The sequence below is a fragment of the Pseudomonas sp. BF-RE-22 genome (assembly GCF_019956155.1).
Lineage (GTDB): Bacteria > Pseudomonadota > Gammaproteobacteria > Pseudomonadales > Pseudomonadaceae > Aquipseudomonas > Aquipseudomonas migulae.
In genome coordinates this window covers 125,456-140,881 of the sequence record NZ_JAHBDD010000033.1, presented here as the reverse complement: position 1 = coordinate 140,881, position 15,426 = coordinate 125,456, and the positions used below count along the sequence as shown (strand labels likewise).

Annotated in this window: 10 protein-coding genes; 2 read left to right on the top strand and 8 right to left on the bottom strand. The window is 60.6% G+C overall.

What is annotated here, in order from left to right; genetic code table 11:
* The first annotated feature begins 66 nt into the window (after positions 1 to 66).
* Positions 67 to 1,986: a PAS domain-containing sensor histidine kinase gene (locus KGA82_RS17270; RefSeq protein ID WP_223451484.1), complete on the top strand. Its 1,920-nt coding sequence runs from the start codon at positions 67 to 69 to the stop codon at positions 1,984 to 1,986.
* A 503-nt stretch (positions 1,987 to 2,489) separates the two neighbouring features.
* Here the strand turns inward: KGA82_RS17270 and KGA82_RS17265 are convergent.
* From KGA82_RS17265 to KGA82_RS17230, 8 genes are all read right to left on the bottom strand, one after another.
* Positions 2,490 to 3,638: a MalY/PatB family protein gene (locus tag KGA82_RS17265; protein ID WP_223451483.1), complete on the bottom strand. Its 1,149-nt coding sequence runs from the start codon at positions 3,636 to 3,638 to the stop codon at positions 2,490 to 2,492.
* A gap of 104 nt (positions 3,639 to 3,742) precedes the next feature.
* Positions 3,743 to 5,062, bottom strand: coding sequence for an OprD family porin (locus KGA82_RS17260; protein ID WP_223451476.1), 1,320 nt, complete (start codon positions 5,060 to 5,062; stop codon positions 3,743 to 3,745).
* 55 nt (positions 5,063 to 5,117) lie between these two features.
* Complete coding sequence (locus KGA82_RS17255) at positions 5,118 to 5,771, bottom strand: hydrolase (RefSeq protein WP_008041483.1); 654 nt, start codon at positions 5,769 to 5,771, stop codon at positions 5,118 to 5,120.
* Positions 5,772 to 5,957: 186 nt separating this feature from the next.
* Complete coding sequence (locus KGA82_RS17250) at positions 5,958 to 7,226, bottom strand: OprD family porin (RefSeq protein ID WP_223451474.1); 1,269 nt, start codon at positions 7,224 to 7,226, stop codon at positions 5,958 to 5,960.
* Between the two features lie 127 nt (positions 7,227 to 7,353).
* Complete coding sequence (locus tag KGA82_RS17245; protein ID WP_223451470.1) at positions 7,354 to 9,126, bottom strand: acyl-CoA dehydrogenase C-terminal domain-containing protein; 1,773 nt, start codon at positions 9,124 to 9,126, stop codon at positions 7,354 to 7,356.
* A gap of 60 nt (positions 9,127 to 9,186) precedes the next feature.
* Positions 9,187 to 10,848, bottom strand: coding sequence for a cation acetate symporter (locus KGA82_RS17240; RefSeq protein WP_223451468.1), 1,662 nt, complete (start codon positions 10,846 to 10,848; stop codon positions 9,187 to 9,189).
* The gene (locus tag KGA82_RS17235) at positions 10,848 to 11,174 is read right to left on the bottom strand and encodes a DUF485 domain-containing protein (protein WP_223451466.1); all 327 of its coding nucleotides are present in this window, start codon (positions 11,172 to 11,174) and stop codon (positions 10,848 to 10,850) included. Before KGA82_RS17235 ends, KGA82_RS17240 begins: the two co-directional genes overlap by 1 nt.
* A gap of 122 nt (positions 11,175 to 11,296) precedes the next feature.
* The gene (locus KGA82_RS17230) at positions 11,297 to 12,919 is read right to left on the bottom strand and encodes an acyl-CoA synthetase (RefSeq protein ID WP_223451464.1); all 1,623 of its coding nucleotides are present in this window, start codon (positions 12,917 to 12,919) and stop codon (positions 11,297 to 11,299) included.
* A 230-nt stretch (positions 12,920 to 13,149) separates the two neighbouring features.
* Here KGA82_RS17230 and KGA82_RS17225 point away from each other — a divergent pair, with 230 nt between their 5' ends.
* On the top strand, positions 13,150 to 15,426 hold the full coding sequence (locus tag KGA82_RS17225) for a PAS domain S-box protein (protein ID WP_223451462.1): 2,277 nt from the start codon (positions 13,150 to 13,152) through the stop codon (positions 15,424 to 15,426).

Sequence of the window (15,426 nt, the reverse complement as noted above, 5' to 3'; positions counted from 1 at the left end):
TTTCGGCTTTCCAAACCCCAAGCTTGTCGCATACTCCTCAAAAAACAATCACGACGTGAGGGCTCAATGAACGAAGATCGAGGCAAAGCCAGCACCATCGAGGACGGGCGCTTTCGCCTGTTGATCGATGCGGTGATTGACTATGCGATCTACATGATTGATCCCGACGGCATCATTACCAGTTGGAATGCCGGCGCTCGACGTTTCAAAGGGTATGAGGAAGCGGAAATCCTCGGTCAGCATTTTTCGCGGTTCTACACCGAGGAGGACCGTCTCAAGGGGATGCCCCAACGAGCCCTGGACACCGCCATTCGCGAAGGGCGATTCGAGGGGGAAGGCTGGCGGGTGCGCAAGGACGGTACGCATTTCTGGTGCCATGTGGTGATCGATCCGATCCTCGATTCGACGGGCAAGTTGCTGGGGTTTGCCAAGATCCCCCGGGACCTGACCGACCGCAAAATGGCTGAAGAAGTGCTCAAGCAAAGCGAACAGCAGTTCCGGCTGCTGGTGCAAAGTGTCACGGACTACGCCATCTACATGCTCGACGCTGACGGACGGCTGACCAACTGGAACCCTGGTGCCCAGCGCATCAAGGGTTACTTGCCCGAAGAAGTGATCGGTCAGCATTTTTCGATGTTTTACACCCCGGAAGACCGCGCAGCCGGCGAACCGAAGCGCACGCTGGACATTGCCATCCGTGAGGGGCGATTCGAGAACAAAGGCTGGCGGGTGCGCAAGGACGGCACGCGGTTCCTGGCGCATGTCGTGGTCGATCCGATCTGGGGCGATACCGGGACGTTGCTCGGTTTCGCCAAGATCACCCGGGATATCACTGAAGCGACCCGCGCTCAGCAGGCGCTCGAACAAACCCGTGAGGCGCTTTTCCAGGCGCAGAAAATGCAAGCCATCGGGCAATTGAGCGGGGGGATTGCCCATGACTTCAACAATTTGTTGACGGTGATCCTTGGCAATCTGGAAATCGTGCGCAAGCGAATCGGGGACGATTCGAAGATCACCCGATTGCTGGACAACGCCACTCAAGGCGCCTTGCGCGGAGTGGCGCTGACCCAGCGCATGCTGGCCTTTGCCAGGCGACAGGAACTGAAGACCGAGTCCGTCGAGATACCGACGTTGGTGGAGGGCATCACCGGCCTGTTGCGCAGTTCCCTCGGGCCTTCCGTAGTCCTCGAAACCCGTTTTACGGAAACGATCGAGCCTGTTTGGGCCGACAAAAACCAGCTCGAACTGGCAGTCCTGAACCTGGCGACCAATGCCCGCGACGCCATGCCCCATGGCGGCAAGCTCCTGATCAGCGCCCGTTCTGAAGACGCCGGCGATCATTCCTCGCTCAGGCCAATGACAGGTCGTTATGTTTGCCTGAGCATCAATGACACCGGGGAGGGTATGGACGACGCCACACTCGCCGTGGCGATGGACCCATTCTTCACCACCAAAGGGGTCGGCAAAGGTACGGGGCTGGGATTGTCGATGGTGCATGGCTTCATCGAACAATTGGGCGGGCGATTCATTCTAAAAAGCCAGAAGGGCAAGGGCACCACGGCCGAACTGTGGATTCCCGTCGCCACGCAAGGTTCGATCGCCAAACCTGCCCAGGAGGAAGCCGCACCGCCGGTGCCTCGTCTGTGCGTGCTGGTGGTGGATGACGACAGCCTGGTGCTGACCAGTACCTGCCTGTTGCTCGAAGATTTGGGCCATCAGGTGATCAGTGCAGTATCCGGGGCTCAAGCGCTGACAGTGCTCGACAGCGAACAGGTCATCGACCTGGTCATTACCGACATGGCCATGCCGCAAATGAACGGTGCGCAACTGGCGCAGGCGATCCGAAGCATCAGGCCCGACCTGCCGATCATCCTCGCCACGGGTTACGCCGAGCGGCTGGAAGGCTTTGCGACCAGGCTCCCGCGCCTGTCCAAACCATTCACGCAACTCAACCTGGTGGAAATCATCGCCTCGACATTACGGTAATAAACCGTCCGGCTCTTCAAGCGTACGCGCTTATTCTCCCGCGCCCGTAGGAGCCGGCTTGCCGGCGATTGGCCCCTGAGCCATGCGGTGACGCTGCAAACGTCATCGCCGGCAAGCCAGCTCCTACAAGGTGCGAGGTGGCTGGCAGTAATGTGTGTCGCGACAAATTCCTGTAGGAGCCGGCTTGCTGGCGATTGGGCCTTGAGCCTTGCGCTGACCTTTCGGACGTCATCGCCGGCAAGCCAGCTCCTACAAGGTGCGAGGTGGCTGGCAGGGATGTGTGCCGCAACAAATTCCTGTAGGAGCCGGCTTGCCGGCGATTGGCCCTTGAACCGTGCGGTGATCATGCGGACGTCATCGCCGGCAAGCCAGCTCCTACAAGGTGCGAGGTGGCTGGCAGGGATGTGTGCCGCAACAAATTCCTGTAGGAGCCGGCTTGCCGGCGATTGGCCCTTGAACCGTGCGGTGATCATGCGGACGTCATCGCCGGCAAGGGGGGCTTGTTAGCGGTCGCGCAAACTGCGCTCCATCCGTGCAATGCCTTCCTCCAGCAACGCACGCGGGCAGCCGAAGTTCAGGCGTACGAACTGTTGGCTGTCATCGCCGAAATCCAGGCCAGGGCTAAGCCCGACTTTCGCCTTTTCAAGGAAGAATTGCTGCGGGTTCTCCAACCCCAGCGCCGAGCAGTCGAGCCAGGCCAGGTAGGTGCTCTGAGGCACATTCATGCTGATGCCGGGCAAGCGCGTGCGAACGGCTTCCACCAGATAATCGCGGTTACTTTGCAGGTAGTCCTTGAGCGCGGCCAGCCACGGCGCACCTTCGGTGTAGGCAACGCGTGTCGCTTCCATGCCCAGCGGATTGACGCTGTCGACCATGCCGCAGCGCGCATGGTTGACGCGCTCGCGCAGGGCGCGGTCCTGAATGATCATGAACGAAGTCTTCAGGCCAGCGATGTTGTAGGCCTTGCTCGCTGACATCAGTGTGATGGTGCGCCGGGCGATTTCCGGGCTCAACGAGGCGGTTGGAATGTGTTGGCGGCCGTCGAAGCACAGTTCGGCATGGATTTCGTCGGAAATGATCCAGGCGCTCTGCGCCACGCAGATATCGGCCACCGCTTGCAGTTCTTCCCTTGGGAACGCCTTGCCCAGCGGGTTGTGCGGGTTGCTCAGCAGCAGCGCACCGCCGCCTTCCAGCGACTGGCGCAAGGCCTGAAGCGGCGTGGCGTACGTGCCATCAGCCATCGCCTCGAAATTCAGTTCAACCTTGTTCAGCCCCCAATGCCCCGGTGCATGACGCAGCGGTGGGTAGTTGGGCGTTTGTACCACGACATTCTGTTGCGGCTGGACCAGCGCATTCAGGGCCATGTTGAAACCCGATTCCACGCCCGGCAGGAAAACCAGCTCCTGCGGCTCGACGCGCCAGGCGTACTTGTTCCAGAGGTCGGTCACGATGGCATTGCGCAAGTCATCCTGCGCCACGCTGTAGCCGAGCAACGGGTGTTCCAGACGTTTTTGCAGGGCCTGGATGATCACCGATGGCGCGGCAAAATCCATGTCGGCAACCCACATCGGCAATACGTCGGCCGGGTAGCGGCTCCACTTGGTACTGCCGGTGTTGTGGCGGTCGAACACCTGATCAAAATCGAAGGTCATGCTCAGTCTCATACAAGGCAGGGTTGTTTTCGGCGGTCATGATAAACGCCAACCCCTGTGGGAGCGAGCCTGCTTGAGAGTGCGAGCACGCCGGCTGACCATTATCAGAAACGGCCGAAACTCAGCGGGTACTCGATAACGACATAAACCCTGTCGATATCATCGCCCGCCTGGGCGCTGTTGGCCCGGTGCGAGACATGGGACAGTTGCAGCGACAAGCCCTTGGCCGATCCAGACTGCACGATGTAGCGCAAATCGATGTCTCGCTCCCAATGCCGTCCACCATCACCTTGCAGCGGCCTGTACGCACCGACCGACTCATCGAACGGGTTGTAGGCGCCGCCCTTGGGTGCGTGCGTACCGTCGATCTGGCTGCCTGTGACATAACGGGTCATGAATTTCAGCCCGGGAACGCCATAGAGGCCCAGATCAAGGTCGTAGCGAGCTTGCCAGGACTGCTCGTGGGCACCGTTGAAGTCGGCGTATTTGATCGAGTTGGCGAGGTAGATCGAGTCGCCACCGACGAAATCGAACGGGGTATCGCCGTTGACCTTTTGATAGGCCAACGTGAAGGCGTGGGCATCGACGGTGTATTTGCCTGACAGGCTGAACGCTGTGTTGTCGATAGCACCGGCCAACGCCTGGCCTGTGTCCTGCGTGCGATAGAGATTGGCGTCGAGGAACCAGCCGGACTGTTTCAGGTGCAGATTGGCGTAGTACTGATGCCAGGTGTCGGTCAGCTCTGAAGCATAGAGGGCCGCGCCGAGCGGACTTTGGGTAAACAGGTCGGCACCCAGAATAGAAATGCCGCCCGCTTCAGTGTTGGCGCCGTACCCGTAAAAGTTGTCCTTGCCCGAAGCACCGTCCTGATTCTTGAACGCCGTGAAGTGGCCGGCGACCAGATTCATTCCCTCAATCTCGTGGCTGTTCACCAGAAAACCGCTGGCGTACTCGGGTTGCAGGCGTTTATCCGCGGTGTCGAACACCGGGGTTTCGACCATCATTTCACCGAAGGCCAACGTGGTTTTCGATGCCTTGATTTTCAACGCGCCGCCAGCACTGGAATAGTTGTCTTCGCTGCGACCGTCACTGTCCAGCGGCAATAACCCTGTCCCGGAATGGCCCTTGCCACCGTCCAGTTTCAATCCTAGAAAGCCGTGGGCATCGAGTCCGAATCCGAGGGTGCCGGGGGTGAAACCGGATTCAAAAGAGCTGATAAATCCCTGAGCCCATTCGGCTTTGTAGCTTTTGCCTGCCGGCGTCGGGGATTGATAGTCGTTGTTGAGATAGAAATTTCGGCTCAGCACTTCAAGCTTCGCACCGGCCAGCAAGCCCTGCGATTCATCTGCCTGGACCATGCCTGATAACAGCGCCGGCAGACACAGGCACAACCCGCGACTGAGGTCTCGTGAGGAAAACGTCATCGATCAGTCCACCGCGAAGGGAAGCGGCTCCGGAACCCCGGAGCCGCGTTGTTACTTAATGACCTTCGGAGGCGCCGAACATGGTCTTGGCGTAGATCAGGCCCAGACCGTAAGAACCGCCGTTGGCAATCGAGGTTTTCACGGTTTCGTCGTAGGTCTCGGTACGTGCCCAGTCGCGCTGCAATTCAAGCAGGTATTGCAACGAAGTCATCGGCCGCGCGCCGATCTGGATCATGCGCTGCATCGCCATTTCATGGGCTTCGGTGGTGACGTCGCCACAGGCGTCGGCAATCACGTACACCTCAAAACCCTGGTCGATGGCCGACAGCGCCGGGCCGACGATGCACACGGAGGTCCACAGGCCGGCGAGGACGATTTTCTGTTTGCCGAACTTATTCACTTCAACGGCAATGCGCTCGTCTTCCCAGGTGTTCATGCTGGTGCGGTCGATGACGTTGTGTTCCGGGAACACCGATTTGATTTCGTCGAAGATCGGGCCGGAGAAGCTCTTTTCGGCAACGGTGGTGAGGATGGTCGAGACCTTGAAGCCGCGCGCCGCCTTGGCCACCAGCGCGGCATTGTTGCGCAGGGTCACGGCGTCGATCGACTTGGTCGCAAAGGACATTTGCGACTGGTGATCGATCATGATCAGCGTGTGGTCGGTTGGGGTCAGCAGGGTTTTGCCGGGTACTGCTTTTGCGATAGCCATGGCGATGTCCTTACGGGGTGAGTGAGGAGGCCATGGTGGCGTAGAGTCGGGCGGGGATATTGAATCGATGTGCTGTGTTTTGACTTTCTTGTGGGGGAGGCTAGCCAGTTCCTACAGGATCGGGGTGTACGCCCCCCCCTGTAGGAGCCGGCTTGCTGGCGAATCGATGGTGGCCGTTATGCCGCCTTACCAGATCGGCAACGTGTAACTGACGATCAACCGGTTTTCATCCAGATCACTGCCAAAATTTGTCGAGCGCACTGTCGCATTGCGCCATTTCACTCCGACGTTTTTCAGCGGCCCGCTCTGCACGACATACCCGATATCGGTATCGCGCTCCCATTCCTTGCCTTCAGGGCGGTTGTTACCCAGGTCTATATCGGTACCGTTGATGTAGCGGGTCATGAACGTCAGGCCGGGAATGCCGAGGGCGGCAAAGTTGTAGTCGTAACGGGCCTGCCAGGATTTTTCGTTCTTGCTGGCAAAGTCGCCGATCTGTACGAAGTTCACCAGGAACGCATCGGTGCCATTGATGTAGGCATACCCGGTATCGCCGCTCATGCCTTGATAGCCCAGGCCGAATGCATGCCCACCGAGGTTGTAGGTGAACATGGCGCCAATTGCCTTGTTGTCGACATTACTGCCGCCATCATCGATGGAGCGTGCGAACCGCAGATCAGTCTTCAACGATTGACCGACGGTGACCGGCAACACGTAGGTCAGGTTGACCAGGTGCTGGCTGTAGAAATTGTCGAGGTGGCCGTAGCTATAACCAGTGGCGAGGTTACTGGTCCATTTGTAGTTCAGGCTGGCGAAATCGAAGCTGTCGCTGTCCAAATGGCGGCTGGTGATGCCCTTGGCGCCGGTTCGGGTGATGCCCATGTCCTCATAGTCCGAGGAGTCGCGCTGGTTGACCTGCGTCAGCCGTCCGGCATCCACGGTCAGGCCTTCGACTTCCAGCGAAGTCAGCTGGCCGCCCTTGAAGGTTTGCGGCAACAGCCGTGAATCGTTGGCCAATACCGTCGGCAGCTTGGGCAGCAATGTGCCCAGTTTCAATGTGCTCTTGGATGCGCGCAGTTTGGCGGTCAGGCCCAGTTCACCGTATTCGTCCTGCGCGCCTTTGCGCGTGTCGCGATGGCGCTGGAGCACGCCGGAGCCGGCGCGATCCGGGCTGGAGTCGAGTTTGACGCCTACCAGGCCGATCGCATCGAAACCGACCCCGATCAGCCCCTCGGTAAAGCCGGATTCGTAGCGCAACAGGAAGCCCTGCGCCCATTCCTCCTGTTTCGATTGCGCCGCGTTGGTCTGACGATAGTCACGGTTGAAGTAGAAGTTGCGTAGCTCAAGGCTGGCCTTGCTGTCCTTGATAAAGTCAGCAGCGGCGGGGGCCGAGAGGCTGATGACGCCGCCGGCCAGCAACAGTCGGGTAGCGAGAGTGCGGGTGTTGCGATCCATGTGAAGCCCCTTTGTTTTTATTATGAAATGACGGCTTGCGCGACCCTCGCCAACCGGGCGAGGGCTTACCAAGAAAAAACGCGAGCGCCGAAAAGAGAGGAGCGTGGCGCCGCGTGCGGTTCAATCGTTAGAACTGCTCGGCGCTCAGGCCGAACAACGAGGCACTGCCGGCGCGAATCGATTGTTCGAGGCTCAAAATGCGCGGCAGCAGGCGATGGAAGTAGAAGTCGGCAGTGGCGATCTTCGCACCGTAAAAGCCTTCGTCGTCGCTTAGCTTTTGCCGGGCAACCTGCGCCATGCGCGCCCACAACCAGGCGTAGGCCACATACCCGAACAGGTGCAAATATTCCACGGAAGCGGCGCCGACTTCGTTGCGGTTGGTCGCTGCCCGGTCCTGCAACCAGTCGCTCAGATCTTCCAGGCGCTGCACGGCATCGAACAGTTGCGCGCTGTAGGGCGCGTCAGGCTGGTGGGCGAAATGCCGAATCTGGCCGGTGAACTGACGCAACGCGAAACCGTTATCGGCCAGCACTTTGCGCCCGAGCAGGTCCAGCGCCTGAATACCGTTGGTGCCTTCGTAGATCTGCGCGATGCGCACATCGCGGACCAATTGTTCCTGGCCCCATTCGCGGATGTAGCCATGGCCGCCGAACACTTGCTGGCCGTTGATGCAGCTCTCCAGACCGGTGTCGGTGAAGAAGGCCTTGGCAATCGGCGTCAGCAGCGCGACCAGGCTCTGGGCACTCTCGCGTTCTTGCGCATCGTCGGAAAACTTCGCCAGATCGAGCTGCTGCCCGACATAACTGGCGAACGCGCGGCCACCTTCAGTCATGGCTTTTATGCTGAGCAGCATGCGGCGCACATCGGGGTGGACGATGATCGGATCGGCGACTTTGTCCGGGGCCACGGTGCCGGTCGGGGCGCGGCTCTGAATGCGTTCACGGGCGTAGGCCACCGCACTCTGATAGGACGCTTCGGCGCAGCCAATGCCCTGAATACCGATGGACAGGCGTTCGTAGTTCATCATGGTGAACATCGCTGCGAGGCCTTTGTTGGCTTCGCCCACCAGCCAGCCGCTGGCACCGTCGAAATTCATCACGCAGGTGGCCGAGGCCTTGATGCCCATCTTGTGTTCGATCGAACCGCAACTTACGGCGTTGGCCTCGCCAAGGGAGCCGTCGGCATTGACCAGCACTTTGGGCACCACAAACAGCGAGATGCCTCTTGGTCCGGCCGGCGCGTCGGGCAGTTTTGCCAACACCAGATGGACGATGTTTTCGGTCAGGTCCTGATCGCCGCCGGTGATGAAGACCTTGCTGCCGGTGATGCTGAAACTGCCATCCGCCCGAGGTTCGGCGCGGGTGCGGATGATCCCCAGATCGGTGCCGGCATGGGCTTCGGTCAGGCACATGGAGCCGGCCCAGCGACCTTCATACATCGGCGGCAGGTACAGGTCTTTCAAGGTGTCGTTGGCGTGAGCATCCAGTGCCAGGCACGCACCGGAACTCAATGCCGAATACAGTGCGAAACTGGAATTGGCGCCGTAGAGCATTTCTTCAAACTGCACGGCGAGCATTTTCGGCATGCCCATGCCGCCGTACTCGGGATTACCGGACAGGCCGACCCAGCCACCCTCGATGTACGTGGCATAAGCCTGTTTGAAGCCGATGGGCGTGGTCACCTGACCTTCATGCCACTGTGCGCCTTCTTCGTCGCCGCTGCGGTTCAAGGGTGCGATCAGGTGCGCGGTGACTTTCCCCGCTTCCTCAAGGATCGCGTCGGCGATGCCGGCATCGATGTTGTCAGCCAGGGCAGGCAGGCGTGCCCACAGGGCCGGGGCGTCGAACACCTCATGCAGGACGAAGCGCAGATCGCGCAGGGGGGCTTTGAATTCGGGCATAACGTGAACCTCGACAGGACGGTTGTGCACGGCGCCGCAACCGGGCGCCGTGCCTTTCAATCAATGACTGGAAGCGCTGGCAGCACCGAGACCGGTCTGGGCGCGCACGAACTGGTCGGCGTAGGCGTCACGTTCCTTGTCGGCCCGCACACTGCGGTCGAGTCGGGACACGACGACAATCACCAGGAACGCCAGCGGCATGGAAAACAGCGCCGGGTGGTCGTACGGGAAGATGGCGTGAGCATGACCGAGCACGGTCACCCACACGGCCGGGGACAGGATCACTAGCACCAGCGCGCAGATCAGGCCGGCAAAACCGCCGATGATCGCGCCTTTGGTGGTCAGGCCTTTCCAGTACATGGCCATGATCAGTACCGGGAAGTTGGTCGAGGCGGCGATGCCGAAGGTCAGGCCGACCAGGAACGCGACGTTCATCTTCTCGAACAGGATGCCCAGCAGAATCGCGATGATGCCCAGGCCCACGGTGGCCATGCGGGTGACGCGCATTTCCTGTTTCTGGGTGGCGTTGCCTTTCTTGAAGACGGTGGCGTAGAGGTCGTGGGAAATCGCCGACGCACCGGCCAGGGCCAGCCCGGAGACCACCGCAAGGATGGTGGCGAACGCCACGGCCGAGAGGAACCCGAGGAACAGGTTGCCGCCTACCGCTTTGGCCAAGTGCATCGCGACCATGTTGCCGCCGCCAATCAAGGCGCCGCCCACTTCACCGTTGACGTAGTACTGCGGATCGGTGCCGATGATCACCATCGCGGCGAAGCCCAGGGTGCAGACCACGAGGAAGAAGAAACCGATGAAACCGGTGGCGTAGAACACCGATTTACGCGCTTCCCTGGCGTTGGGTACGGTGAAGAAGCGCATCAGAATGTGCGGCAGACCGGCAATGCCGAATACCAGGCCGAGAGACATTGACGCGGTGTTGATCGGGTCGGCGAGCATTGAGCCGGGGCCCATGATATTCCAGCCGCTGGCATGCGCTTCGACCGCTTTGGTGGCCAGGGTTTCGTAGCTGAAACCGAACTGCGACATGGCCATGCCCGCGAGAGTCGTGCCGCCGGCCAGCAGCAACACAGCCTTGATGATTTGCACCCAGGTCGTTGCGATCATGCCGCCGAAGATCACATACACCAGCATCAACGCGCCGACGATCACCACCGCTACCGGGTAGTCGAGGCCGAACAGCAATTTGATTAACTGGCCGGCACCGACCATCTGCACGATCAGGTAGCAACACACCACCGTCAACGAACCGAACGCAGCGAAGATCCGCACTTTGTTCTGGTCCAGTCGGTAGGAGACGATGTCGGCAAAGGTGTAGCGCCCCAGATTGCGCAGCCGCTCGGCCATCAGGAAGGTGATGATCGGCCAACCGACAAAGAAGCCGATGGTGTAGATGAAACCGTCGTAACCCTTGGCGAACACCAGGCTGGACAACCCCAGCAACGTAGCGGCGGACATGTAGTCGCCGGCAATCGCCAAGCCGTTCTGAAACCCGGTGATGCCACCGCCGGCGGTGTAGAAGTCCGAGGTGGATTTGGTCTGGCGCGCGGCCCACCAGGTGATGGCCAATGTGCCGAGAACGAACACGAAGAACATGCCGATCGCATGCAGGTTCAGCGGTTGTTTTTCGATGGTTCCCAACGCGGGTGCAGCGAATACAACGGGGGCCGGCAACAGGCAGGCTGCGGCGAGGATGAGTTTACGCATCACTTGCTCTCCTTAAGAATGGCCGCACCCAGCGCATCGAAGCGCGTGTTGGCGCTGTAGACGTACCAACCGGTCAGCAACCAGGAAAAAACAATGATCGCCGCGCCGACCGGCATCCCCAGGGTCAACATCCGGTTCTCGCCGAGCGGCGCGTGCAGCCATTGCGGGGCAAACGCCACCACGAACATGAACAGGTAATAAGTGCCCAGCACCGCAGCACTCAACGACCAGGCCAGGCGCGAGCGACTGCTGACCAGTTGCAGGAATTTCGGGTTGGTCCGAATACGTTCACAGCGTTGGGTATCGGTTGCATGGATGTCGATCATGATGCGCTCCACATTGTTGTTGTTATCGGTGTGTGGGGGCAGGGCAGGCCGAATTCGGCCTGCACGAGCCCGAGGCGGCAGGTAAGACACCTGCCGCCTGATAGGTGAAACGTCGGTGAGGGTTAGAGGGCCTTGGCCCTGTCGCGCAGCACGTACTTCTGGATCTTGCCGGTGGATGTCTTCGGCAGCAGGGTGAAAATCACCGTGCGCGGGACTTTGAAACCGGCCAGATGCTCGCGGCAGAAACTGATGATGTCGGCCTCGCGAACGTCCTGGTGATCAGCCTTCAAGGTGATGAAGGCGCAGGGCGTTTCGCCCCATTTTTCATCGGGGCGGGCGACCACGGCGGCTTCCATCACCCCCGGATGGCGATAGAGCACGCCTTCGAGTTCGATAGTGGAAATGTTCTCGCCACCGGAAATGATGATGTCTTTGAGGCGGTCTTTGATCTCGACATAACCGTCGGGGTGACACACCGCCAGGTCGCCAGTGTGAAACCAGCCACCCTCGAATGCTTCGGCGGTGGCCGTCGGGTTTTTCAGGTAGCCCTTCATCACGGTGTTGCCGCGCATGAACACTTCACCGATGGTCTGGCCATCGCGCGGGGTCGGTTCCAGCGTCTTCGAATCGCCGACCATCACACCTTCGAGCGTCGGGTAGCGCACGCCCTGACGGGATTTGATCTGCGCCCGTTCTTCCAGTGGCAGTTCGTCCCATTCGGCATGCCAGGCGCAGAGGGTCACCGGACCATAGGTTTCCGTCAGGCCGTAGACGTGGGTGACCTTGATGCCCATTTCCTCCACGGCGCCGATGACTTTGGCCGGCGGCGCAGCACCGGCGACCATGGCGTTGACCGGGTGATCGATGGCCGCCTTCGCCGATTCCGGCATGTTGACCAGCGCGTTGAGCACGATCGGCGCGCCGCACAGGTGCGTGACCTGATGTTCGCGAATCAGCGTGAGGATTTTCTGCGGATCGACCCGGCGCAGGAACACGTGAACGCCGGCGAGCGCGGTGATGGTCCACGGGTAGCACCAGCCGTTGCAATGGAACATCGGCAGGGTCCAGAGGTACACCGGATGGTTGCCCATGGCCCAGGTCATCTGGTTGCCCAAGGCATTCAAATAAGCGCCGCGATGGTGATAGACCACGCCTTTCGGATTGCCGGTGGTGCCGGAGGTGTAGTTCAGCGAGATGGCTTGCCACTCGTTGGCTGGCCATTGCCAGGCGAACGCCGGGTCGCCTTCGGCCAGCAACGCTTCATAGTCCAGATCGCTGACGGCCTGGCCTTCACCGTATTCCGGGTCGTTGACGTCGATGACCAGAGGCGGGTGATCAAGCATGCCGATGGCGGCGTGAATCACGTTATGGAACTCGCGGTCGGTGATCAGCACCTTGGCCTCGCCATGCTGGAGCATGAACGCAATGGCTTCAGCATCCAGGCGCACGTTGAGCGGGTTGAGCACGGCGCCGATCATCGGCACACCAAAATGCACTTCCAGCATTTCCGGGATATTGGGCAGCATCACCGCCACGGTGTCGTCTTTGCCGATGCCGCGACCAGCCAGCGCCGAGGCCAGGCGTCGGCAACGGGTGTAGGTCTGCGCCCAGGTACGGCGAATCGAGCCGTGGATGACGGCGGGGTAGTCGGGGTAAACATTGGCCGTGCGCTCAAGGAAGCTGAGCGGAGACAAGGCGATGTGATTGACAGCCGAAGGGACTAGCCCTTGTTCATAGATCGACATGTGCGGTACTCGGTGGCTGATTGTTAGCTCTATCGGTGGCCTTTCAGCGTCGCCGCTGAGGTCACCTTTATATGTCCGGTGTGCTTTATATAACAATCCTCCATCGATATGGAAGTACAACCTATGGCGTATGGTATATGTACTATATTTGATTCGTACTGAACTAAATGACTACCGTTAAATCGCCAAGGCCGGTATATCCTTGGCTTCCCCAACGAAGCGGACCCGTGATGACCCTGACCCCCGTTCGATTGCACAGCTGGTTGCGCCTGCAGCGTGAGGCCGTGCCTCTGGCCGCCCGGGCCGATGCGTTGTGTCGGGCCTTGCAGGATTGCCCCGAGGTGCGTCGCGCGGTTTACCTGAGCTGGCAACCCCAGGCGCGGATCTACAGCCATGAAGGTGCCGCCCAGCATTTTCCCCCGGGCCAGGGCGACCCTTCGCTGGCCAGCGATCAGTTGCTGTTCGAGCGTTTGCTGGAAGCCGGGCGCCTCGATCTGGCGCAAGTGCGGCAACTGGATTGCTGGTTGGCCGGTCGACTGCGCCGCGCCGCCATCAGCCATGGCCAAGTGTTCGATCTGGCGTTGACGCCTGGGCAGGCCGGGTTGTTGCTGGTGGAAGTCTGCGAAGGCGTCAGTTTCGACTGGCTGGGGTGGGTGCAGGATTTGCTCACGACTTTGCTCAGCAGCGTCAACGGCATGCTGCGTGGCTCGCCACTGTTGGGCCACGATCCGCAACCGAGCCTGTTGCTCGACGCGCAGGGACGGCCGCAGGAATTCAACGCGGCGTTGCTGGCGTTGCTGGCGGAAAAGCCGCTGAGCGACGTATTCGGTTTTCTGCCGGTCAACCATCGGGTACTGGTGCGCGCTTGCCTGGACCAGCAGCGTGCCATTGAAGGGGTCGAAGCCCAGCTCGAAACGCAGATTCTGATCTGGACATTCATTCCCGATCCCCAGGACAACCGTGTGCTCGCCCGTTGCCGCGACGCCACCGCGCAAGTACTGGCCGAGCGCGAAGCGGCTCAGGCGCGGCGGTTGTACCGGCTGATCATCGAGAACACCACCGACTTGATCTCCCGGCACACACCGGACGGCTGTTTTCTCGATGCCTCCCCCGCGTCATGGACCTTGCTCGGCTACTGGCCGGAAGAACTGCGCGGGCAAATGGCCCAGGGCCTGTTCCATGGCCAGGACCTGGCCAGCCTGGTGCAGCGTGCCCGCGATGCGCTGGAGCAGGACGGTTATCACACCATGACCTATCGCATTCGCCATCGGGACGGCCATTACCTGTGGTTCGAAACCGCCAGTCGGGCGATTCGTGAAACCTATACCGGCACGGTGGTCGAGGTGGTCAGCGTCTCCCGGGACATTACTGCCAGAGTGCAGGCCGAAGAGAACAAGCGGCGCCTGGCCGAAGTCGTCGAGGTCAACACCGATCCGGTGCTGTTCATCGACCCCGAGGGGCAAGTCACTTACCTCAACCCGGCGGCACGCCGCATCCTCGGCATAGGCGAGCAACAGCCGATGCCGGTCCTGGCACAACTGTTCGCCAGCGCAGACCTGACGCGTCTGCAACGTGACGGCTGGAGCGGCGCCGAACGCGACGGCGTCTGGAGCACTGATGCGCGCTTGCAACCACCGGGCGGTGGCGCATCGGTGCCGGTGTCGCTGGTGCTGTTGGCGCATCGTTCGGCCGGTGGCGAGCGCTACTATTCACTGGTGGCGCGGGACATGACTGAGCGTGAACTGCGCGAAGTTCAGCAGCGCCGCCATCAGGATGAACTGGCGCACACCGCGCGCCTGGTCACCCTCGGTGAACTGGCCTCGGGCATCGCCCACGAAATCAATCAGCCGCTGGCCGCGGTGGTCAATTACGCCAACGCCAGCCAGCGTTATTTGCAGACCGTGGATTCCAATCCCCAGGCGGCCGCCCGGGTTGCGCAAGGGCTGGAACGCATCACCCATCACGCCACGCACGCCTCGGAAGTGATCCGCCGTTTGCGTGCGTTTCTGCGTAAAGGCCAGCGCCGCATGCAGGCGCTGAACGTCACCGATGTCGCCCGCGAAGCCGTGCGTTTGTGTGCCTGGGAAGCGAGTAATTGCCAAGTGACAATCGAGGATCGTCTGCCGGATAATCTGCCGCCCGTTTATGCCGATCGAGTGTTGCTGGAACAAGTCCTGCTCAATCTGTTGCGCAATGCCATCGATGCCAACCGCGAACAACATCCCGGCCAGCCCTCGCTGATTATGATGACCGCCGGGCAGGGCAGTGCCGCCACCGTGGACATCACGGTGCAGGACCAGGGGCCCGGCGTGAGCGAGCCCGAACTGGAGCAGATTTTTACCCCGTTCTATACCAGCAAGGCCGATGGCCTGGGGCTCGGTTTGTCCATGAGCCGCAGCATCATCGAAGGTTTCGGCGGCGAATTGCAGGCCCGCCGCCAACCGGTCGGGCTGCTGATGTGCTGTCGCTTGCCGCTTGCCGGTCCAACAAAACAACAACAGGAATAA